The organism is Streptomyces sp. NBC_00503 (assembly GCF_036346895.1).
GTDB lineage: Bacteria > Actinomycetota > Actinomycetes > Streptomycetales > Streptomycetaceae > Streptomyces.
The window spans coordinates 1,282,308-1,302,781 of the sequence record NZ_CP107855.1; the positions used below are offsets into that span (position 1 = coordinate 1,282,308).

Annotated in this window: 19 protein-coding genes and 1 pseudogene; 11 read left to right on the forward strand and 9 right to left on the reverse strand. The window is 71.9% G+C overall.

The window, feature by feature from the left end; all coding sequences use genetic code 11:
* Positions 1–59 precede the first annotated feature (59 nt).
* From OG490_RS05980 to OG490_RS39140, 4 genes and pseudogenes are all read left to right on the forward strand, one after another.
* Entirely contained in the window at positions 60–2,507 is a 2,448-nt protein-coding gene (locus tag OG490_RS05980; protein ID WP_330295235.1) for a SpoIIE family protein phosphatase, read from the forward strand.
* Positions 2,508–2,706: 199 nt separating this feature from the next.
* On the forward strand, positions 2,707–2,931 hold the full coding sequence (locus OG490_RS05985; protein WP_330295236.1) for a response regulator transcription factor: 225 nt from the start codon (positions 2,707–2,709) through the stop codon (positions 2,929–2,931).
* A 52-nt stretch (positions 2,932–2,983) separates the two neighbouring features.
* Positions 2,984–3,081: pseudogene (locus OG490_RS39135) on the forward strand (leucine zipper domain-containing protein); the annotation flags it as partial.
* A gap of 17 nt (positions 3,082–3,098) precedes the next feature.
* Entirely contained in the window at positions 3,099–3,245 is a 147-nt protein-coding gene (locus OG490_RS39140; protein ID WP_443066014.1) for a hypothetical protein, read from the forward strand.
* A 221-nt stretch (positions 3,246–3,466) separates the two neighbouring features.
* Here the strand turns inward: OG490_RS39140 and OG490_RS06000 are convergent, their stop codons facing one another.
* The 4 genes from OG490_RS06000 to OG490_RS06015 all read right to left on the reverse strand — a co-directional run bounded on the left by OG490_RS06000 (position 3,467) and on the right by OG490_RS06015 (position 6,610).
* The gene (locus tag OG490_RS06000) at positions 3,467–4,483 is read right to left on the reverse strand and encodes a serine/threonine-protein kinase (RefSeq protein ID WP_330295237.1); all 1,017 of its coding nucleotides are present in this window, start codon (positions 4,481–4,483) and stop codon (positions 3,467–3,469) included.
* 143 nt (positions 4,484–4,626) lie between these two features.
* Positions 4,627–5,211, reverse strand: a complete 585-nt coding sequence (locus tag OG490_RS06005) for a hypothetical protein (protein WP_330295238.1) — start codon at positions 5,209–5,211, stop codon at positions 4,627–4,629.
* A gap of 202 nt (positions 5,212–5,413) precedes the next feature.
* The gene (locus tag OG490_RS06010; RefSeq protein ID WP_330295239.1) at positions 5,414–5,890 is read right to left on the reverse strand and encodes a hypothetical protein; all 477 of its coding nucleotides are present in this window, start codon (positions 5,888–5,890) and stop codon (positions 5,414–5,416) included.
* A gap of 123 nt (positions 5,891–6,013) precedes the next feature.
* Positions 6,014–6,610, reverse strand: coding sequence for a hypothetical protein (locus OG490_RS06015; protein WP_330295240.1), 597 nt, complete (start codon positions 6,608–6,610; stop codon positions 6,014–6,016).
* A gap of 286 nt (positions 6,611–6,896) precedes the next feature.
* On the opposite strand from OG490_RS06015, the gene OG490_RS06020 reads away from it, so the two are divergent.
* The 3 genes from OG490_RS06020 (at position 6,897) to OG490_RS06030 (ending at position 8,999) form a co-directional block, all read left to right on the forward strand.
* Positions 6,897–7,472 carry a DUF4232 domain-containing protein gene (locus tag OG490_RS06020; RefSeq protein WP_330295241.1) on the forward strand — a complete coding sequence of 192 codons (576 nt, stop codon included), beginning with the start codon at positions 6,897–6,899 and terminating at the stop codon, positions 7,470–7,472.
* 259 nt (positions 7,473–7,731) lie between these two features.
* A complete protein-coding gene (locus tag OG490_RS06025; protein ID WP_330295242.1) occupies positions 7,732–8,337 on the forward strand; it encodes a phosphatase PAP2 family protein in 606 nt (201 codons plus the stop codon).
* Entirely contained in the window at positions 8,334–8,999 is a 666-nt protein-coding gene (locus OG490_RS06030) for a phosphatase PAP2 family protein (RefSeq protein WP_330295243.1), read from the forward strand. The genes OG490_RS06025 and OG490_RS06030 overlap by 4 nt, the downstream gene beginning before the upstream one ends.
* Before the next feature lie 51 nt (positions 9,000–9,050).
* Here OG490_RS06030 and OG490_RS06035 read toward each other — a convergent pair whose 3' ends face one another.
* Positions 9,051–10,232, reverse strand: coding sequence for a hypothetical protein (locus OG490_RS06035; protein ID WP_330295244.1), 1,182 nt, complete (start codon positions 10,230–10,232; stop codon positions 9,051–9,053).
* A 556-nt stretch (positions 10,233–10,788) separates the two neighbouring features.
* Here OG490_RS06035 and OG490_RS06040 point away from each other — a divergent pair.
* Positions 10,789–11,511: a hypothetical protein gene (locus tag OG490_RS06040; RefSeq protein WP_330295245.1), complete on the forward strand. Its 723-nt coding sequence runs from the start codon at positions 10,789–10,791 to the stop codon at positions 11,509–11,511.
* 421 nt (positions 11,512–11,932) lie between these two features.
* Here OG490_RS06040 and OG490_RS06045 read toward each other — a convergent pair whose 3' ends face one another.
* Positions 11,933–12,379, reverse strand: a complete 447-nt coding sequence (locus OG490_RS06045; RefSeq protein ID WP_330295246.1) for a hypothetical protein — start codon at positions 12,377–12,379, stop codon at positions 11,933–11,935.
* 511 nt (positions 12,380–12,890) lie between these two features.
* Here OG490_RS06045 and OG490_RS06050 point away from each other — a divergent pair.
* Positions 12,891–15,488, forward strand: a complete 2,598-nt coding sequence (locus OG490_RS06050; protein WP_330300800.1) for an ATP-binding protein — start codon at positions 12,891–12,893, stop codon at positions 15,486–15,488.
* Between the two features lie 361 nt (positions 15,489–15,849).
* Here the strand turns inward: OG490_RS06050 and OG490_RS06055 are convergent, their stop codons facing one another.
* Entirely contained in the window at positions 15,850–16,476 is a 627-nt protein-coding gene (locus OG490_RS06055; protein ID WP_330295247.1) for a cysteine hydrolase, read from the reverse strand.
* 208 nt (positions 16,477–16,684) lie between these two features.
* Here OG490_RS06055 and OG490_RS06060 point away from each other — a divergent pair, with 208 nt between their 5' ends.
* Positions 16,685–17,110, forward strand: a complete 426-nt coding sequence (locus OG490_RS06060) for a pyridoxamine 5'-phosphate oxidase family protein (RefSeq protein WP_330300801.1) — start codon at positions 16,685–16,687, stop codon at positions 17,108–17,110.
* A gap of 27 nt (positions 17,111–17,137) precedes the next feature.
* Here the strand turns inward: OG490_RS06060 and OG490_RS06065 are convergent, their stop codons facing one another.
* Positions 17,138–18,037, reverse strand: coding sequence for a LysR family transcriptional regulator (locus OG490_RS06065; RefSeq protein ID WP_330295248.1), 900 nt, complete (start codon positions 18,035–18,037; stop codon positions 17,138–17,140).
* Between the two features lie 73 nt (positions 18,038–18,110).
* Between OG490_RS06065 and OG490_RS06070 the strand changes: the two genes are divergently transcribed.
* Entirely contained in the window at positions 18,111–19,076 is a 966-nt protein-coding gene (locus OG490_RS06070) for a DMT family transporter (RefSeq protein ID WP_330295249.1), read from the forward strand.
* A 44-nt stretch (positions 19,077–19,120) separates the two neighbouring features.
* Here the strand turns inward: OG490_RS06070 and OG490_RS06075 are convergent, their stop codons facing one another.
* Complete coding sequence (locus OG490_RS06075) at positions 19,121–20,452, reverse strand: aminotransferase class I/II-fold pyridoxal phosphate-dependent enzyme (RefSeq protein WP_330295250.1); 1,332 nt, start codon at positions 20,450–20,452, stop codon at positions 19,121–19,123.
* Positions 20,453–20,474: the final 22 nt, after the last annotated feature.

Below are 20,474 nucleotides of genomic sequence, written 5' to 3' on the forward strand. Positions count from 1 at the left end.
GGCCGTGCGGGTTGCCGCGGGACGCGGCAAAGGATCTAGCGAGGGCGAGATGAGCTGCGATGGAGCGACTTCCCACCTCTCCTGGTGAGCGGCCCGAGGAGACGAACCCCCTCCACGAGGCCGCGTACACGGCCACGGCCACCATCAACGAGCAGGGCATCGTGACCGAGTGGAGCGACGAGGCCCATCGGCTGCTCGGCTACCCGCCCGCCGAGGTCGTGGGACTGCCCGCCGCGGACCTGCTCGCCGATTCCGCCGCCGACGGGGCGCGGCGGATCCCGCCCGGGCAGGAGCGGTGGAGCGGCACCGTGGCGCTGCGGCACCGGGACGGCCGTCGGACGGAACTGGGGCTGCTCGCGCACCGCTGGACGTCGACCGGGGGGAACACCAGGTGGTCCGTGGTGTCCGCCGTGGCGGGCGGGTCCGGTGCGGCGGACACGACCGGCACGCCCTGGGAGGAACCGCTCGGGGAATGGGCGTTCGCCCAGTCCCCCTGCGTCCTGGCCATCTTCGACGCGGAGCTGCGGCTGGTGCGGGCGAACGCCGTGATGAAGCGCGTGCTGTCCCTCACTGAGGACGAGATGCGCGGGCTGCGCCTGCCGGACATCGCCCCGGATCCCGTCAGCCAGGAGACGGAGCGCAGGATGCGCCTGGCCCTGGAGACCGGCGAGACGCAGCACGCGGACGGCCTCGTCCGCCCGACGGGCGTGAGCACGGAGCACGGCTGGGCAACCTCGCTGACCCCCCTGCGGGACGCGGACGGCCGCGTGCGCGCCGTGTACCTGGCCGCGCACGAGCGGACCGCGACCGGGAGCGACGGGCAGCCGGCCCTGCCGCCGGACCTCGACGCCGCCCGCATCGGCACCACCCTGGACAGCGCCCGCACCGCGCGGGAACTGGCCGACGCCGCCGTCCCCCAGCTCGCCGACTTCGCGGTCGTCGACCTGCTGGACCCCCTCCCGCGCGGCGACGATCCCTCCTCCGGTGCCGTCGAAGGGGTGGTCACCGTACGCCGGACCGCCGTGCGGTCGGTCCTGGGCACGAGCCCGCAGTCCGGGGTGGCGGTCGGCGACACGACCGTCTACCCGGCGCTGTCACCCCCCGTCGAGTGCCTGACCGCGGGGCGCGGCACGGTCTACGGGACTACGGACCCGGCCATCGCCCGATGGGTGGCCCAGGACCCCGGGGCCGCCTGGATCGGCGAATACGGGACCCACTCGGTGATGGTGGTGCCGCTGCGGGCCGGCGGTACCACCGTCGGGTCGGCCGTCTTCGGCCGCCACCAGCACCGGGAGCCGTTCCGTCCGAAGGACCTGTGGCAGGCCGAGGAGCTCGCCGGCCGAGCGGCCGTGAGCATCCGCAACGCGCCCCGGCACCCACGGGAGCACACCAGCACCATGACGCTGCAGCGCAGCCTGCTCCCGCACACGCTGCCCGACCAGTCGGCACTCGAGATCGCCTCCCGCTACCTGCCCGCCGGTGGCGAGGCCGGCGTGGGCGGCGACTGGTTCGACGTGATCCCGCTGTCCGGTGCACGGGTGGCCCTGGTCGTGGGCGATGTCGTCGGACACGGCATCCGCGCCACCGCCACCATGGGCCGGCTGCGCACCGCGGTGCGCACCCTGGCCGACGTGGACCTGCCGCCCGACGAACTGCTCACCCATCTCGACGACCTCGTCATCCGCCTGTCCGCAGACGAGGGGGGCCAGGGCGACGGGGAAGCCGCCGGGGGGATCGGCACCACGTGCCTGTATGTGGTCTACGACCCGATCACCCGGCACTGCACCGTCGCCCGGGCGGGCCACCCGCCGCCCGTCGTGGTCTCCCCGGAGGGCTCCGCGTACCTCCTGGACGTGCCGGCCGGGCCGCCGCTGGGCCTGGGGGGCCTGCCCTTCGAGACCGTCGAGGTCGAGCTTCCCGAGTGGAGCATCCTCGCCCTGTACACCGACGGGCTGCTCCAGGCCCGCGAGCACGACATCGACGAGGCCCTGGACAGCATGTTCACCGCCCTCGTCCGGCCCGCCTCCACGCTCGACGCGGTCTGCGACCGCGTACTGACGGCTCTGCTGACGCACCCGCCCGAAGACGACGTCGCCCTGCTCGTCGCCCGGACCCGGGCCCTGCACGCCGACAAGGTCGTCGTCTGGGACGTACCGCCCGACCCCTCCGTCGTCGCCCAGGCCCGCCGGGACGCCACCGACCAGCTGACGGCGTGGGGGCTCGACGACGCCGCCTTCGTCACGGAGCTCGTGGTGAGCGAACTGGTCACCAATGCCATCCGCTACGGCGAGCCGCCCATCCAGCTGCGGCTGATCCACGAGAAAAACACCCTGATCTGCGAGGTCTCCGACGCCAGCGGTACGGCCCCGCACATGCGGCGGGCCCGGATATTCGACGAGGGAGGGCGAGGTCTGCTGCTGGTCGCCCAGCTCGCCCAGCGCTGGGGCACCCGGCACACCCTCGTCGGCAAGACCATCTGGGCCGAGCAGACCCTCGTCGGGCCCTGAGGAGGCGCTCTGCCCCGTTCGTGCCCGCGCCACGCGCGTCGGCGTTCCCTGTGACACGCCCGTGACAGTCGACGGACAGCTCCATGAAGTCCGACCGACAGGCTCTTTATCACGGACATACACCCACATTCGTGGATATGTCCCCTGCTTCCGAAGGTGTGAGCAGCGATGACCGAGCCGATGCGTCGGAGGAAATCCCATGAGCCTCACCCTCGCCACCCCGCAGGCCGAAGCCCCCGCACTCGCCCCGCGCGAGCAGGAGGCACTGGGACACATCGCCGCAGGCCGCACCTACGTGCAGACGGCCCACTCCATGGGACTCTCCAAGCACACGGTCGACGCCTACCTCCGCCGTATCCGGGCCAAGCTGGGCATCAACACCACCGCGGAACTGACCCGCATGGCCATCTCCCTGGGCCTGTGACCCTTCTTCCGGCCCTACGCAGCACAAGGCGCCAGGTGTGTTGTCCCGGGACGTTGGCCACACGACCGCGGCCCGCTGGGCCGGCCGTTACCGGCAGCTCGGCATCGCCGGAATGAGTGACCGGTCCAGCCGCCCCCACCCAGCAGCCACGGCGCACTGCGGCAGAGGTGGAGGAACACGTCCTGCGCCTGCGGCGCGAGCACCGCATCGGTCCGTTGCGCCGCTACGAACGGGCTCGGCCGGGCGAACTGATCCACGTCGACGTCAAGAAACTCGGCCGGATCCCGGACGGCGGCGGTCCCGTTCGACGGTGATGCCCAGGGACGCCAACCAGGCGGTGGCGCGGGTGAGGAACCCGGCGCCTCAGACAGCGAACGCCAGACCGCGTTCACCGACTGGATCGACTGGTGGCCATGGCGGCCCCGGATCAACGGCAAGGTCGAACGCTTCCACCACACTCTGCTCGGGGAATGGGCCTACCAGCGGCCCTGCAAACACCCGCCAGCCGCGTCACCGACCTCCCCGAACAACACACCTAGGCCGTCTCGCCGGACCGTCCCCGGAACACCGGCCGCGCCCAGGACGGGGGCGTCGGCGGGGGCACGGAGATCCCCGGGACCCCGAGGGGACGGGGAACCACCAGGGTCGGCGGATGAGCTCCCCGGCCCACGCCGCCCCCGGTGGCGACGCGCAGGGCCGCCACGAATTCCAGGCAGGACCCGTAGCGGTCCTCCGGCACCTTCGCCAGGGCCTTCGTCAGCACCTCGTCCGCAGCGGGCGCGATATCCGGCCGCCTCTCCACCAGGAGGGGCGGCCGGTCGTATTGGTGTGCCCAGAGCAGCGCCGGGGCGTCGTCGCGTTCGAAGAGCGGCCCGCCGGCGAGGGACTCGTAGACCACACAGGCGAGGCTGTAGACGTCGCACCTGCCGTCCACCGGCCGGCCGGAGATCTGTTCCGGCGCCATGTAGTCGACCGTGCCGACGAACTCGCCCACGGTGGTGAACCCGGTGAGCGCCCGCGACTTCTTCGTCAGCCCGAAGTCGGTGAGGTAGGCGTGCTCGGGGTGCTCGCTGTCGGTGCCCTCGGCGACCAGGATGTTGGCGGGCTTGACGTCCCGGTGCACCAGATCGTGCGCGTGGGCCGCGTCGAGCGCGGAGGCCACCTGGGTGGCGATGCGCAGCGCGGTCGCGACGGGGAGCGGGCCCTCCCGCTGGAGCAGGACCCGCAGGTCCGGGCCGGATACGTAGCGCATGGCGATGTACAGGAGGCCGTCGGTCTCACCGGCTTCGAAGATCGGCACGATGTGCGGGTGGTCGATCCGCGCGGCCACCCGTGATTCGTGGGTGAAGCGGCGCCGGAAGACCTCGTCGCGGGCGCGCTCCGGGGCGATCAGCTTGAGCGCGACCGTACGTTCCAGACGCAGATCCTTCGCGCAGTAGACGACGGCCATGCCGCCGCGGCCGATCAGGCGCTCGATCCGGTAGCCCGCGATCTGCTGCCCTATCAGGCCGGAGGGCCGGCCCGGAATCGACTCGGCAGGCCGATCTTCCATGCCTGTAAGTCTATCCAGTGGGCCACCCGCCTGCCCGTCCGGGACGGGAGGGGCAGGCGGGTGGCCGCCGCCGACGACGGACGCGTTCGTGGCCGGTCCCCGAGGGACCGGCCACGGACGCGTGGTCCTTGCGTTCGGCGGGTTCAGTCGTCGCCACCGGCACCACCGTTGCCGCCCCGACCGCTTGTCTCGCAACCCGATCCGAAGCAGATGCCGCCGTCGCCTCCCCGCCCGCCGGTGCCGCCGTCGCCGCCGGGCGCCGACGTCCCGCCGGTGCCGCCGTTGCCTCCGTTGGCGCTGCCGCCGCACACCCCGACACAGACCCCGCCCTTGCCTCCGTTGGCACCGGTGCCGCCGCCCGGCCGGCCTTCGGCTCCCTTGCCTCCATTGGCACTGCCGTTGCACAGGCCGGCACAGACCCCGCCGCCGCTGCCGTTGGTGCCGTTCACCGTTCCGTTGCAGTTGCCCGCACACACCTTGTCGCCCACGCGGACACTGCCGTTGCCGACCTTCACGCCGCCGAGCGCCCCGCTGCCGTACCGGGCCACGCCCGGCCTGAAGTCACCGCCGCCGGAGCCCGAGCCGTGGTGCTGGGCGGCGAGCGCCGGAGCGGCTGCCATGTTCGCCGGGGCCGGGGCCGCCGCGGCGACGGAGGCCATCGAACCGGCGCCGAGCAGCGTCGCCGAAACGACCAGACCAAGACGGATCTTCCAAGTTCGTATGCGCATGACGTTCTCCCTTTCCGAGAAATGGCTTTCCGTGACACGGGATCCAGCGGGGCGAACAGCGGGGGCACGGGGGCACGGGAGCGAATGGCTACCGGGACGACGCGGGCCCGGCCGGCCAATGACCGGACGGGCCCGTGTGGTCTTCCCCTGGTCCTGCTCTGGTCTTCCTCGGCCTTTCCGTCCCCTGCTGTGCCCTCGTACCTCACGGAGCGACTGCGAGGTTGCCTCCCATCAGGGCGATCCAGTCGCCGTCCTGGTACTGCTGCTTCCAGGTGTCGAGCTGCTCCTCCGAGATCTTGTACTTCTTGGCGATCTTCTCCCTCGTGGCGTCGGAGTCGTCGGCCAGCAGAGTCACCACGATGCGCACCCTGTCCACCACCGTCAGTTCCGACTTCGGCTTGTCGGGCAGGTCCTCGAACCGGAAGCAACCGATTCCGCCGGGCTTGCCGGGCTCACCCGGCTGACCGGGCTGCCCGCCCTTGCCGCCCTCCCCGCCCTTGCCGCCTTCGCCGCCTTCGCCGCCCTTGCCGCAGTGGGAGGGCAGGTCCGCCAGGACCGAGGCGCTGACACCGGCCGGGGTGTGGGAAACCGACGCCTGCGCGGCGCAGGCCGTTCCGGTGACGAGGGCCAGCGAGGCCGCCGCCAGGATGAGCGGACGCTTCCAGGGGCTTGTAAACATGGGGATTCTCCGTTTCGTGAGCACGGGTGTCGCTTGTGGGGGGATGAGAAGGGATGTGGGGGGTGGAGGCCCGGAAGGCCTCCACCCCGAAGAGCCGGGTGCTGCGGTGCTGCGGTGCTGCGATCAGAAGATGCTTCCGCCGCCGGCGCCACCGCCGCCGCCGAGGCCGCCGAAGAGACCGCCGAAGCCGCCCTTACCGCCCTTGCCGCCGTTGCCGCCCTGGAAGACGCCGAAGCCGCCGTTGCCGCCCTTGCCGCCGTTGCCGCCGATCAGGGTGCCGCTGCCGCCGCCACCGCCGTTGCCGGCGCTGCCACCGAAGAGGCCGCCGCCACCGTCGCCGCCCTTGCCGCCGTTGCCGCCGATCACGCCGTCGCCGCCGCCACCGCCGCCACCGCCGCCGCCACCGGACAGGACGCCGGTGCCGCCCTTGCCGCCGTTGCCGCCCTTGCCGCCGACGCCGAGGACGCTGCCCCCGCCGGAGCCGCCGGAGCCGCCGCCGCCCCCGATGAGGCCACCTCCGCCTTCACCGCCGTCCCCGCCGGCGCCGCCGGCCGCGGGCAGTGCGGTGGCTACGTGAGCCGGCATCGGAGCCGCCGTGGCCATGGAGGCCGGAATGAGGACCCCTCCGGAGATCATTGCGGCCGAGGCCACCAGCGTCGCGATGCGGAAACCTCGACGGTTGGGGCGGACGACGTTGTTGGTGCGAGCCTTGAAGTTCATGACCTTCTCCTACCGATTCAGATGATTCATTGGGTTGTCCCGTGATCCGGGTCGGTGCGGATGTTCCCTCGTTTCCTTTTCGGTGAGGTCCTTTCCGCTCCACCAGTAAGCCCCGGCGGACACACCCCGGTCATGTGCCGGGAATTCGGGACTTGACACCCTCGTGGGCCTGGGTTAAAGACTGCGCGGCCGCCCGGGGCGCGCGACGCTGAGAGGAGAGCGCAGCCAACGGGGAGCGCGTCACCCGGCCGGGGCGGGGCGTCCCGCTGACCGCGAGGAGACCCCCATGACGGGAACGGTACGAACGGGCACGGGGCGGGGCGGCGCGTCCCGGACCCGGCTCGCGGCGGGCGCCATGGCCTGCGGTCTGCTGCTGGCCGCGGGTACGGGGGCGGGCGCATCGGCGCAGGAGACGGCCTGGCTGCGGGGGTCCACCGCTCCGTGTACGAGCGAGCGGCTCATCGCGGACGGCGCGGAGCGGATCGGCGCCAGTCAGGTCCGGATCACCGTGGTCAACGACGGTCCGGGGGCGTGCGTCCTGAGGGGCTTCCCCACCGTGGCCCTGGCCGGCCAGGGCTCCCCGGACCGGAACGAGCCCCTGACCGTGACCCCTCAGGGCCGGGCGCACCCCGTACGGCTGGCCGCCGGCGACCGGGCCTCGACCCGGCTCACCTTCGCTCCGGTCCTCGGCGAGGCCGGCGGGTACTGCCCCTCCGGCGCCGAGCCGACCATCGCTCCCTCGATCGTGCTGGGCGTGGGAGGGGGCGGTCTCCAGCTGGCCCCTGACGACGGAGGGCAGTTCGCGCTCTGCGGCACCACCGTCCGGGCCACCGCCTTCACCGCCGCCGCGGCCGTTCCCTGACGGGCACGCACCGGCGCGTGAGAGCGGACGCACCATCAGGGATGCACCGATATCCATCCCGCCGTCGGTGACTTGGCGACCGAGCAGCGCCCGGCACGGGCAGCGCGGCGGCCACCGCTCACCGGCCCCCTCGGCCGTTGCCTTCCCCTCACCTCCCGATCGTCTACAGTTCAGTAGACCGTCTACGTGACTGCAGTCGCCCGGTTGTTCCATCCGCCTGCCCCCTGCCCGCGGTCAGGGAGAGGAACGAGGCCCCTTCATGCATCTCGCGTACGACGGCTCGGCCATCGACGGCCCCGCTTACCTCGACGTCGTCGACCTCGCCCACCGGGCCCCGGGCTGGCTCGACAGCCTGATCACGGGCTGGTCGGCCTACGGCCTGGGCGCCTTCGCGCTGCTGATGCTCATCGCCTGGTGGCAGGCCCGCCGCGCGGGGACCCCGGCCGCGGTCACCGCCCTCGCGGTCCCCCTGGTCACCGTTCTCGCCTTCGCCGTCGACTCCCTGCTGAAACCGGCCGTCCGCGAGGACCGGCCCTGCCGGCAGCTGCACGCGGCCACCCTCGAAGCCTGCCCCGCACCCGGCGACTGGTCCTTCCCCAGCAACCACGCCGCCATCGCCTCCGCAGCGGCCTTCGCGCTGCTCCTCGTATCGCGCCGCCTGGGCCTCATCGCCCTGGCGGGAGCGATCCTCATGGCGGCTTCCCGGGTCTGGGTGGGCGTCCATTACCCGCACGACGTCCTCATCGGGTTCGCCGTCGGCGCCCTCGTGGCCCTCCTCGCCACCTGGGCCGTGCGCCGCAAGCAGAGCGCGCTCGCCACCCGGCTCGGGCACGGCCCGCTGCGCCCCCTGCTGGCCGCGGGGTGACCCGCCCCGGGGCCGCCCGACGGTGCGGCTGGACGGCCCTGGCCGCGGCCGCCGCCTTCGCCCTGCTGACCGCGGCGGTGCTCCACGCGCACCCCGGGCCGCTGCCGGGCGACGCGGCACTGCACCAGTGGTCCCTGGCCCACCGGCCCGCCGTCGCCGTGGCACTGTCCCGGGCGATCACCGCCACCGGCACCGGTGTCATCCCCCTCGCGGCGGTCGTCGCGGCGGGCCTGTCCGTGGGCCGCACCCCCCGGCAGCGCGTCACCACCGCCGCCGGACTCGCCCTCTGCCTGGGCGCGGGCCAGGCCCTGCGGTACGCCGTCATGACGCTGGTCGCCCGCCCCCGACCGGCGCTCGGCGACTGGGCGACGCACGCCTCGGGCTGGTCGTTCCCCTCCGGCCACGCCACCACCGGAGCGATGACCGCGGGCCTCCTGATCGCCGCCCTCCTCCTGAGGGGCCCGCGCCTCCCCCGGCTCGCCGCCGTCCTGATCGGCCTCTGGGGCGCGGCCGTGGGCCTGACCCGGGTGCACCTCGGCGTGCACTGGTTCAGCGACGTCCTCGGCGGCTGGCTGTTCGCCACCGCCTGGCTGGCCCTGGCCGCCTGCGCCTACCTGCGGCTGACGCGGGACGGCGCCGGGCCCAACCCGAACACATCCTGAGCACGTGCACCCCGCGTGCACCCCGGCCCGCGGAGTACCTGCGCAGCCGGATCACTCCGGGGGTGGCCAGGGACCGGCGAGCAGGCGCTCGGCCTCCGCGACGATCGCTCCGGCCAGCTGCTCGCGCGTGCCGCGCAGAATCGCCTCCCAGTCGTTGTACGCATCGACCGTGTCGACCAGCGGCCGAAGCGACGAGGGCCCGGCCAGTGCGCCCCGGCCCTCGTACGCGATCACGTCACCGCCGGCCCCGGGATCCAGACTCCCGTTCACGATCAGCCGGAGCCACCAGCGCACGAGCTCCCAGCGCACCGCCTCCCAGGGAAGACCGGTGTCATCGGCGGGAAGATCCGCGGTCAGACCCAGCTCAGCCAGAACCTGGTCGAAGAGCGCATCGGCGTTCTCGTGCTCGGTGCGCGAAAGACCGGCGAGCAGCGCGAGCGACTCCGTCTCGAGGTCGAGGACCAGCGCCGTGAGCCCTGCCTCGATCAGCTGGTGCGGATGGTGCCGTCGGCCGATCAGGCGCTCCAGTGCCAGCATCCGCAGGTACTCGACAGCCTCCCGCGCGCTGGCGGCGTAGGGGGTGTGCGGGGTGGGCATGGCGGTGTCGGTGCCGGGACCGCCATGGACGAAGTACGACCAGAAGCCGACGGTCGCACGGGCGGGGAGCGTGCTCGCCCGACCGGTGAACTCGTGCCGGATGTAGTCGGCGAGGTCGTTCCCGTAGACGATGACGTCGGTCTGGTGGACGGACAGTACGGGGTGGCCGCATTCGCCCGCGGTGCCGGGCAAGTAGCGGTGGCCGTAGACGGGCACCAGCCGCGGAGCGGCCGCCAACTCGGACCGCGCGATCCGCAGCGCCTCTGATGTCCCCGCGGGCCTCGGACTCCAGGCGGGGTGCCAGAAGCCGTTGCGCTCCACGTCGAAGAGCACGCCCTCGACCGGCGCGGAGAGCCGGGCCGCCAGGTCCTCGGGGTCGCCGTTCCGCCAGTCGGGCCACCGCGTCGACCCGTGCGGAAGCCCGGCGGCGAGGAAGACCCGGTGGTCCGGCGAGAAGGTGAAGCCGAACCGCCCCTCGACCGCGTCGAGTTCCCGCTCGCTGAGGCCGGGCCCGGGCCGCCGTCCGGGATCCGCCGTCGGGCCGCGAGTACGGTCTCCCGCCCCTGATCCGGCGAGGTACTCGCGGACGCGCGGCAGGCCGCCGAGGCATCCGGCATCTTCGGCTCCGCCGATCACCGGATCCCGTCTTCGGCCCCGGAGGTCCGCGGCCGCGTGAAGCCACCCTGCTCGACGAAGCCATCGACGGCGGCGGCGCCCCGGCGCGCGCCTACCGGCCCCGAGCATCACGGCACCCGGAGAGAAGGCCGCCGCGGCTCCCGGCAAGAGCCTCGTCGAGCACAGTTCCAGGGCCCGTTCTGCTGGCGGGCGGCGACCTCGCCTGGCCGGCGGACCGGGCCGATCTCGTCGCGGACGACGTACGGGGTGCCCCGCGGCACGGACCGCGGACGGAGCCGGTCCGGGAAGGACCGGGGAGTCCGGCTCGGCCTCGGCGACCGCTCGGGGCAGGGCGGACCCATCCGAATGGGCTGCCCGATCATGCCCCGCCGGGGCCTTCCTGTCAGGCCTCTTCCAAGGGCTGTGCGACCGACGGGCGGCCGAGCGGAGCTCTGGGGCTGTCCGGGGGAAAAGGCCGGCACTTCAGCGTGCCTGATGATCGTTCAATCCCTCCGGTCGCCATCCTGTCGACTGAGACTCAGGATCCGGACTTCAGGGACGACGAAAGGTTGGCCGAATGAAGCTCACCAAGCGGCTTGTCACGATCAGCACCGCCGCGACGGCAGCGGTACTCCTCAGCGCCGGCGGCGCCCAGGCACAAGACGACGGGGATTTCCTCTCGTTCCTCGGCAGCACGACACTCCCCCAGGCCTCGACCCCGGTCCAGGTCGGACACGGAAACACCTACATCGGCACCCAGAACATCAACACGAACAACAACATCGGCGGAGGCGTGAACAACAACAACAATAACAACAACAGCGGAGGCCGGACTCAATCGCACGACGACGACGACTCGGGACTCTTCTCGCTCCTGCACAAGACGGCACTCGTTCCAGCCTCATACTCGGTGCAGGTCGGAGAAGGCAACAGCTACACCGAAACCCAGAACAACAACACCAACAACAACCTCGGTGGAGGAACGAACAACAACAATAACAACAACGGCGGAGGCGTGAACAACAACAACAATAACAACAACATCGGCGGGGGGACGAACAACAACAATAACAACAACGGGGGTGAGGGGACGAACAATAACAACAACAATAACAATGGCGGCGCCAAAGACAAGGCAGTCGACGCTCACGACGACGCCGCGACGCGAAGCGTTGGAGGAGTGCGAGCGCTTATCGAAGACGCGACACGCTCTCACCTTCAGACCTGTTATCCGATTGAGCAAGCCGGACTGGGCGACACCTATATCGGCACTCTGAACATCAGCTGCAACCAGCATTAAGGGTGCCGGCCCGGCAGGGAGCGGCAGGGTGGCACGGAATAATTCACGTGCATCGACCCTTTCCATGGGTTCGGCAGCGCAGAGATCACAGCGGAAAGATCGCCGCAAGTGCGGGCTCGGCTCGCGAGCCTGTCAATGGCAGCCTTGACGCCCATCCGGGTCAGCCCCTGCCCTTCGCAAGCGATTTCCGCCCGCGCCGCCGCCCCTTGAACCCGGCAGGCGGAGTCCCTCACCACGGGGCCACAGACCGGGCGAGGCCGACACGAACCCTTCCCGCCCCGAGTACCCGTGTCGGCCGATGCCGTGGACGTACCGGCGCCGACCAACCGGCTCCACCCTCTGCCATCCGCCCACAGCAGGGCGCGCACGTGACAATCCGGCGGCCGGGTGACTTCGAACACCGGCCGCCGGATTTTGAAGTTCAGTTGTTGTTATTGTTGTTATTGTTCGCACCCCCACCGCCATTATTGTTATTGTTGTTGTTATTGGCTCCACCTCCGCCGTTGTTGTTGTTATTGTTGTTGTTGGCTCCCCCACCACCGTTGTTGTTGTTATTGTTGTTGGCTCCGCCTCCGCCGCCGTTGTTGTTGTTATTGTTGTTGTTGGCTCCGCCACCGCCGCCGTTGTTGTTGTTGTTATTGTTGTTCCCGCCCTTACCTCCGTTGTTGTTGTTGTTATTATTGTTCCCGCCCTTGCCCCCATTGTTGTTGTTATTGTTGTTGTTCCCACCCTTGCCGCCGTTGTTGTTATTGTTGTTGTTGTTTCCGCCCTTGCCGCCGTTGTTGTTGTTATTGTTGTTGTTTCCGCCCTTGCCGCCGTTGTTGTTATTGTTGTTATTGTTCCCGCCGTCGTCATTCGGTACCGTCACGTGCGCGATCGTCGGCGTCGTGGCAGCAAAGGCGACTGTGGGCACCGCAGCGCCCCCCACGGCCAGAGCAGCCGATGCAGCCAGCATCACCGCACGCTTTGCGAACTTGTTGAGCATGACGATTCCTTTCCGTATGAACCCTGTCGGTTCGCACCCCAGCCTCGGCCTCACAGGCCATCACCCTCGGCGCCCGGACACCGGATTCACTGCCGGTGTCAATCACAGGAGGCGCGGGTTCGACGGCATGCCGAACGGCATGCCCTGCACGGGGGCCGGTGGGACATGCGAACCAGAGAGACCCGGGTTCTGGAACTCTTTCGCCAGGATGCTCCGCGGTAGCGGGTGGCACATCGGGCAGACACCCCAGATTCGACCCCGGCTCACCCCAAATTCCCCTCCGGCACTCCCCATGTCCCCCCGGGGGCTCCCCTGGCGCCAGCCCCGCGCCCGGCCCTCCCGCTCGGTCTGGATCTTTTGCGAGGCTCCGACCGGGGGAGGAAACTGGCTGGTGATGGACCTGCTAGAGCGAGAGGCCGTGCTCCAGGCCCTCGTCGGTCACCTGCAAGCGACCGAGAGCGGCCCAGGACGTCTGGTCCTTTTGCGGGGCGAAGCCGGGATCGGCAAGACCGCCGTCATCCGGCGTCTGGCACAGCTGGCCGATCCCCACATCCGGGTCCTGACCGGCGCTTGTGACCCACTGGCCACACCCCGCCCCCTCGGCCCCCTGATGGACTTGGCCCCGCGGCTGGGCCCGACGGTACGCACCGCCCTGGCCGGGGCCCTGGCGGGTACCTGCCGTACCGATGAGGTCTTCGACTGCCTGCTCGCGGACCTGAGCACCTGTGCCGGGCTCCTGGTGGTGGAGGACGTCCACTGGGCCGACGAGGCCACGCTGGACCTGCTCCGCTACCTGGTCCGGCGGCTGCCGAGCGTTCCGGCCCTGGTCGTGGTCACGTACCGCGACGACGAGATCGGCCGCACCCACCATTTGACCGGCCTCCTCGGCACCCTGGCCGGCTATCCGTGGGTGTACCGCCAGGATCTGGCACCCTTGAGCCGCCGGGCCGTGGCCCGCCTCGCCGGCGGACACGCCGTCGATGCCGAGCGGCTCTACCACCTCTCCGCGGGCAATCCGTTCATCGTGACCGAGGTCCTGGCCGCCCCCGCCGAACCCGTACCGGCCACGGTGCGCGAGGCCGTCGCCGGTCGCCTGGCCGGCCTCTCGGCCCCCGCGCGGACGGTCGTCGACGTCCTGGCCGTTCTGGGGCGCCAGGTGTCGCTGCACCTGCTGGCCCGCATCCTGCCGACCCCGGAGGAACCGCTCGATGAGGCCGTGGCCTGCGGAATCGTGTGCACCGACGGGCAGGTGACCGAGTTCCGCCACGAGCTGACCCGCCTAGCGGTGCTCGATGCCGTCCCCGTCGCGTGCCGCCTTCGCGTACACCGGCAGGTGCTGGCGGTGATGCGGTCCGCTCCGATCGCCGCGCACGATCTGGCGCTGCTCGCCGATCACGCCGAGGGCGCCATGGATCCGACGGCCGTGCTCGAGTACGCGCCCGCTGCGGCCGCCCACGCCGCGTCGTCGGGGGCGTATCGCGAAGCAGCCGCCCAGTACGCCCGCGCACTGTCGTACGCCGGCCGCCTGCCGCCCGATGAGTCGGCCTCCCTGCTGGAGGGCCATGCGCAGGCCTGCCTTCTGTCCGGCGGGCTGGACGAGGGGATCGCGTCAGGACGTACGGCCGTCAGGCTGCGCCGTGCGCTGCGCGACCGGCTGCACGAGGGCGACGACCTGCACTGGTTGTCGGGGTGGCTGTGGCCGGCCGGGCGGGCCTCCGAGGCCAGAGCCACTGGCCTGGACGCCGTACGGGTGCTCGAAGCGCTGGGGCCGAGCCCGGAACTGGCCCGGGCGTACCTGAACCTGTGCCGGTTGGCCTGCTACGGCCACGAGGGGGTGGAGGCGACCGCCGCCTACGCCGGGAAGGCGATCGCGCTGGGCGAGCGCTTCGGCGATGCGGGCGTACTCGTACAGGCCCGGTTCCATGCCGCGGCGGCACGCATGCTGTGCGAAGGGGCCGGCTGGGAGGAGTGCGAACACGCGCTGGCCGATGCGACGGCCCAGGATCTGCCGGTGGACGCGGGCCTCCTGGCAGTCGTCACCTGCTGGTTCACGGCGCTGCAGCGTGATGCCGTCCGGACCACCGCGGCGCTGAGCCGGGCGGAATCGCACTGTCTGGACCGCGACCTGCTGTCCTACCTGTTGTGCACGAGGGCCTGGGGAAGCTGGGGGCTCTTGAACCGGGGCCTGTGGGTCCCGGCCGCCGATGCCGCGCAGGCCGTGCTGTCCCATCCCGGCTCCCCGCCCGTCGCCCGGTCCGTGGCCCTGACCGTCCTGGGCCTCGGACAGGCCCGGCAGGGCAAGGCCCGGGTGTGGCCGCTGCTGGAACGAGCCGCGGGCCTGGTCGACCCGAGCTGTCTGCTGGACACCGGCCTGGGCCGGGAGGCCGGGGTCGAGGCGGCCTGGCTGGTCGGCGACCACGAACGGGTGCGGGCGGAGGCCGGGCGCGCCCTGGCCGCGCTGAAGGCCCAGGGGCGCGACCACCCCTGGCTGTCCGGACCCCTGGCCTGTTGGATCCGGCGCACCGGAGGAACCCCGCCGCCGGTGCCGGCCGCCGGACCCTACGCGCTGGAGCTGGCCGGCGACTGGGCCGGCGCCGCGGCACTGTGGGACAGGCTCGGCTGCCCGTACGATGCCGCGCTGGCCCGCCTGTCCGGAGACGTACCCGCTCTGCACCAGGCCCTGGCCGCCTTCGAGGCCCTCGGCGCCCGCTCTGCGGTGGTGCGCACCCGCGCCCTGATGCGTACCCGCGGTGTCCGCCCGGTCCGGCGGGGCCCGCGGGCGGCGACCCGGGCCAACCCCTACGGGCTGACCAACCGGGAGCTGGACGTCCTGAAGCTGCTGGGCGAGGGCCTGTCGGATGCCGAGATCGGCGCCCGCCTCTACATCACGCCCAAGACCGCCGGACATCACGTGGGCGCCGTACTGACCAAACTGGGCGTCCACACCCGCCACGAAGCCGCCCGCAGGCTCCTCCGGTCCGAGCTCAGGTGATGAGGATGAAGAGAACAGCCCTTCGACGTACCGGTCTTGCGGCTGCGGCCTGCTGCTGCATGGCACTCGGCGCATGGGGCGCACCGGCGAGCGGGGCGGCCGGCCCGTCCCGGAGTGTGCGGGCCGCGCCCTCGGCGTCGGTGCCCCGGTGCTACGCGGCGCGGAGCAGCCCGGAGTCGGTGGTGTGCTACCGGACTTCGTTGAAGGCGGAGTACCGGCACGGAAAGATCGTCTACATCCCCGTGCTCATCCAGGTGCCCACGCCGTCGCCTCCGCCGCCGGTGGTCATCGTGGAGAGCTTGAACGACATTCGTCCGGCCGGCGGCACAGGCGGCGGCTCATGACTCGACCGGCCTGCGGGTCAGCCGGTCGACTCGGAGCCGGGTAGCCACTGTTCGATCAGTGCTTCGGCCGTGGTGATGGTCGCCACCAGGGAGAGGGAGTTGCGGATCACCTCGGCGGTGCAGGCGGCCGGCACCCCGGCGATGGCGTCCGAGGGGACGATCACCTGGTAGCCGAGGTTCACCGCGTCGAAGACGGTGTTCGGGATCGCGATGTTCGAGGACACTCCGGTGACGACGAGGGTGCGGATGCCGAGGTTGCGCAGCAGCGCGTCCAGGTCGGTTCCGGCCATCGGGGAGAGCCCGTGCAGTCGGCGCACCACCAGGTCCTGTTCGGCGACCGTGATGGGTGCGGCGACCTCGACGGCCGGGCTGCCGGTCAGTTGGCGCACGGGAAGTCTCCCGGCGGCCCGGAACAGCCGGGCGTTGGTATTGGCCGCGAGCCCGTCCGGCCGCCGTTCGGCGATCGCGTGCAGCACCTGCACCCCGGCCCCGCGCGCGGCCTCGACCAGCGCGGCGACCCGGTCCAGCATTCCGGAGTCCCGGGCCTCCTTGGCGAGTTCCGGCAGGGCGCTCTCCTCGCCGACGACTCCGCTCTGGCACTCGACGGTGAGCAAGGCGGTGGTGGCTGGATCTGGTTCGGCCATGGCTCCCCCTGGCGTGACGACGCAAGAGCCCGCATGATTCCTGACACACAGTCAGATGTGAAGGGGTGCGGAACGGATGGCGGACCAGGTGACGGACCAAGTGGACGAGGCGCACACGGACGGGGCCCACGCGGACGAGACCCGAGCGGACAGGACGCACCCCGAAGGGAGCCACCCGGACAGGGCGCAGCGGCGCGGCCGCCGCATCATGATGACCGGCGAGGAACTGGACGCTTTCCTGCGCGAGCAGCGCACCTGCCGGGTGGCCACGGTCTCCCCGGACGGGCGCCCGCACGTGGGCGCGCTCTGGTTCGCCTGGGACGGCACCTCGCTGTGGCTGTACTCGATCACCCGCAGCCGGCGCTGGTCGGACCTGCGCAAGGACCCCCGGATCTCGGTGGTCGTGGACTCGGGCGAGGGCTACGACGAACTGCGCGGCGTGGAACTGTCCGGCAACGCCGTCTTCGTGGGCGAGGCCCCGCGTACGGGAGAGCCGTGCGAGGAACTCGCCGAGCCGGAACGGATCTTCCCGGTGAAGAACTTCGGGATCGAGGAGATGCCGCACGACGGGCGGCACGCCTGGATCCGGCTGACCCCGGAGTCGATCGTCTCCTGGGACTTCCGCAAGATCTAGTGCCGGTGAACCTTTCCGGCCACAGCACTAGAGAGAGGCGGCGGTCTGCCGGAGGGCTTCGACGGCGGCCCTGATCGACGGCCGGCGGTCGGCGTCCGCCCGCCAGACCGCGTACACGTGGCGGCGTACGGTGTCGCTCACCGGCAGCAGCCGGACCCCGTCGGGTACCGGTCCGCGCCCCAGCCGGGGGGCCACGCACACCCCGAGCCCGGCCTCGACGAAGGCCAGTTGGGTGTGGTGCTCCTCGGCGATGTGCGCAATCCGGGGCTCGATGCCGGTACCGCGCAGGGTGTGGACGAGCCACTCGTGGCAGAACTGCCCCTCGTTCCACGAGATCCAGTCGTCTTCGCGGAACTCCGCGAGCGAGACCTCCGCCCGGTCGGCGAGCGGATGGCCGGCCGGCACCGCGATGTCCACGGAGTCGTCCAGCAGGTGCATCCGGGTGAGCTCCCCCGGCACCGGCATCCGCTTGTTGTGCCAGTCGATGGCCAGGGCCAGATCGAGGTCGCCGCGCACCACCGCGGCCATGCCCTCCCCCGGCTCCTGCTCCCTCACGCGGGGCCGCAGTTCGGGGTGGTCCACGCGCAGGGCGGCCAGCACCGGGGGCAGCAGGCCGCGCATGGCGGTCGGGAAGGCGCCGATCCGCAGTTCTCCCACGGCACGGCCGCGCCGGGCCTCGACGTCGGCCTGGGCGAGCTCGACCTGGGAGATGATCCGGGCCGCGTGATCGGCGAGGAGCCGGCCCGCATCGGTGAGCCGGACCCCGCGCCCGCTCTTGGCCAGCAGCGGCTGGCCGACCTCGCGCTCCAGCTTCGCCATCTGCTGGGACACGGCGGACGTGGTGACGTGGAGCCCGTCGGCGGCGCCGCTGACCGAGCCGTGGCGGGCGAGGGCGTCGAGGGTGCGCAGTCGCTCCAGGTTCAACATGTAAGCGATGCTACGCCGTCACCCAAAAAAACTCTCGCTTGTCCTAAGAGGTCGGCAGGGCCAGAGTGAGGCCATGAGCGCTCCCACGACCCCCCGCCCGCCCCTCTCCCAGACCCCCGCGGCCACCCCCGCCACTTCCTCGGCTCCCGCCGCTCCCACCTCCGCCGGACGGCTGGACTGGCGCCTTCGCTTCGCGATCCTCTCCGTGATCTGGGGCTTCAGCTTCCTCCTGATCAAGGTGGGCACCGAGGCGTACGCCCCCTTCCAAGTCGCCCTCGGCCGGGTCTTCTTCGGCGCGCTCGCCCTGCTCACCGTGCTCCTGATCCGCCGCGAACCGCTCCCCCGGGGCCGGCGCACCTGGGTCCACCTGACGGTGGCCGCACTGCTGCTCAACACCGCCCCCTTCTCGCTCTTCGCGTACGCGGAGCTGAGCATCCCCTCCAGCCTGGCGGGCATCTGCAACGCCACGTCCCCGCTGTGGGGCATGGCCCTGTCCCTGGTCGCCCTCTCCGAGGACCGCCCGACCCGGCGCCGCTTCGCCGGCCTGGGCATGGGGTTCCTCGGCGTGCTCACCGTCCTCGGCGCCTGGCAGGGCTTCTCGGGCATCGACGCCAAGGGCACCGCGCTCGCCCTGCTGGCCTCGCTCTGCTACCCGATCGGCTGGATCTACGTCCGCCGCACGCTGGCCTCCACCCCCGACTCCCCGGTTGCCCTGACGGGCGCGCAGCTCCTGGTCTCCACCCTCCAACTCGCCGCGGTCAGTGCCCTGTTCACCACGGCCCCCAGTTCCTTCCCGCTCTGGCCGACCCTGTCGGTGATCGCCCTGGGCGCACTGGGCACCGGCCTGGCGCTGCAGATGCAGTACGGCCTGGTCACGGAGATCGGCCCGACCACCGCGCAGATGGTCACGTACTTCATCCCGGTCATCGCCACCACCGCGGGCGTCCTCCTGCTGGGCGAACAGCTCCACTGGAACACCCCGGTCGGCGCCGCCGTCGTCCTGGCGGGCGCAGCCCTCAGCCAGGCCCGCCGCCGCTAGGCCATCTCTTACGGATCTTGTCGGTCGGATCCGGAAGAAACGGCCTAGCCGAAGCGCCCCCCGCCCGTCGGCCGCACCGCCGCGGCCACCGCGTCCGCCAGCCCCGGCAGGTCCGGGAGCGAGAGCCTCGACACCGTCATCCGTACGCCCGGCGCCGATTCCACCCGGAACCGGCTCCCGGCGGACACCGCCCAGCCCGCGCCGAGCAGCCTCGTCACCACCGCCGTCTCGTCGGCGACCGGCACCCACACGTTCATGCCGCTGCGCCCGCGCGCCGGTACGCCGCGCTCCGCGAGCTCGGCGATCAGCCCCTCGCGCCGCGCCCCGTAGGACCGAGCGACCGCCGCCCGGTCGACCGCCCCGGCGTTCCACAGTTCCACCACCGTGTACTGGAGCAGCCGGCTCACCCATCCCGGGCCCAGCCGCTGCCGGCCCCGCACCCGGTCGAGCGTCACCGCGTCGCCGGTCAGCAGGGCGAGCCGCAGGTCGGGCGCGTACGCCTTCGCCGTGGAGCGGATCAGCACCCAGTGCCGGGTCACCCCGCCCAGGGAGTGCAGCGGCAGGTCCACGAGGCCGTGTCCGTGGTCGTCGTCGATGACCAGCACCTCCGGATGCCCGGACAGCACCGACCGCAGTTCCGCCGCCCGCTCCGCGCTCACCAGCGCCCCGGTCGGGTTCTGCGCCCGGGCCGTCACGAGCAGCGCCCGCGCGCCCTCCGCCAGCGCCCGCTCCACCGAGCCGGGCAGCGGGCCCTCGTCGTCCACGGCCACCGGGAGCACCCGCAGCCCCAGCGCGGGGACCAGGTCCAGCACGCTCCCCCACCCCGGATCCTCGACCGCCACCGCGTCCCCGGGCCGCAGGTGCGCGGCCAGCACCCTTTCGATGCCGTCCAGGGCGCCCGAGGTCACCGCCACGGCCCCGGCCGGCACCCCCTCCGCGTCGAAGGCGGCCCTGGCGAGGCGCGCCAGTTCGGGAACCACCGGCTCCTGCCCGTAGAGCGTCGGTTCCGCGGCGTACCGGCGCGCCGCGCCCGCCAGCGCCCCGTCCAGCGCGGGCAGCAGCCGTACGTCCGGATTGCCGGAGGCGATGTCGCGCACTCCCTCGGGGAAGGGCATCCGCAGCTCGTCGCGCGGTGCGCTCGCCGGGCGGCCGCGAACCCGGCTGCCGCGTCGCCCGTCGGTCTCGATGACCCCGCGGTCGCGCAGCGTGCGGTACGCCGCGGCCACGGTGTTGGGGTTCACCCCGAGCACACCGGCGAGCTCCCGCATCGGCGGCAACAGCGCTCCCGGCTGCAGCGCGCCCGATCCGACGCCCGCTTCGACACTGGCCGCGATTTCCGATGCGCGACGCCCAATGATCAGATAATCTCCTAGCACAAAGCCAAGTATGCACTAGTAC

Coding starts and splice junctions, on each gene's coding strand:
- OG490_RS06055 (WP_330295247.1), bottom strand. CDS start 16,476: ATGGCCGAACCAGATCCAGCCACCACCGCCTTGCTCACCGTCGAGTGC.
- OG490_RS06060 (WP_330300801.1), top strand. CDS start 16,685: ATGATGACCGGCGAGGAACTGGACGCTTTCCTGCGCGAGCAGCGCACC.
- OG490_RS06025 (WP_330295242.1), top strand. CDS start 7,732: ATGCATCTCGCGTACGACGGCTCGGCCATCGACGGCCCCGCTTACCTC.
- OG490_RS06020 (WP_330295241.1), top strand. CDS start 6,897: ATGACGGGAACGGTACGAACGGGCACGGGGCGGGGCGGCGCGTCCCGG.
- OG490_RS05980 (WP_330295235.1), top strand. CDS start 60: ATGGAGCGACTTCCCACCTCTCCTGGTGAGCGGCCCGAGGAGACGAAC.
- OG490_RS06005 (WP_330295238.1), bottom strand. CDS start 5,211: ATGCGCATACGAACTTGGAAGATCCGTCTTGGTCTGGTCGTTTCGGCG.
- OG490_RS05985 (WP_330295236.1), top strand. CDS start 2,707: ATGAGCCTCACCCTCGCCACCCCGCAGGCCGAAGCCCCCGCACTCGCC.
- OG490_RS06040 (WP_330295245.1), top strand. CDS start 10,789: ATGAAGCTCACCAAGCGGCTTGTCACGATCAGCACCGCCGCGACGGCA.
- OG490_RS06015 (WP_330295240.1), bottom strand. CDS start 6,610: ATGAACTTCAAGGCTCGCACCAACAACGTCGTCCGCCCCAACCGTCGA.
- OG490_RS06050 (WP_330300800.1), top strand. CDS start 12,891: ATGGACCTGCTAGAGCGAGAGGCCGTGCTCCAGGCCCTCGTCGGTCAC.
- OG490_RS06070 (WP_330295249.1), top strand. CDS start 18,111: ATGAGCGCTCCCACGACCCCCCGCCCGCCCCTCTCCCAGACCCCCGCG.
- OG490_RS06065 (WP_330295248.1), bottom strand. CDS start 18,037: ATGTTGAACCTGGAGCGACTGCGCACCCTCGACGCCCTCGCCCGCCAC.
- OG490_RS06000 (WP_330295237.1), bottom strand. CDS start 4,483: ATGGAAGATCGGCCTGCCGAGTCGATTCCGGGCCGGCCCTCCGGCCTG.
- OG490_RS06010 (WP_330295239.1), bottom strand. CDS start 5,890: ATGTTTACAAGCCCCTGGAAGCGTCCGCTCATCCTGGCGGCGGCCTCG.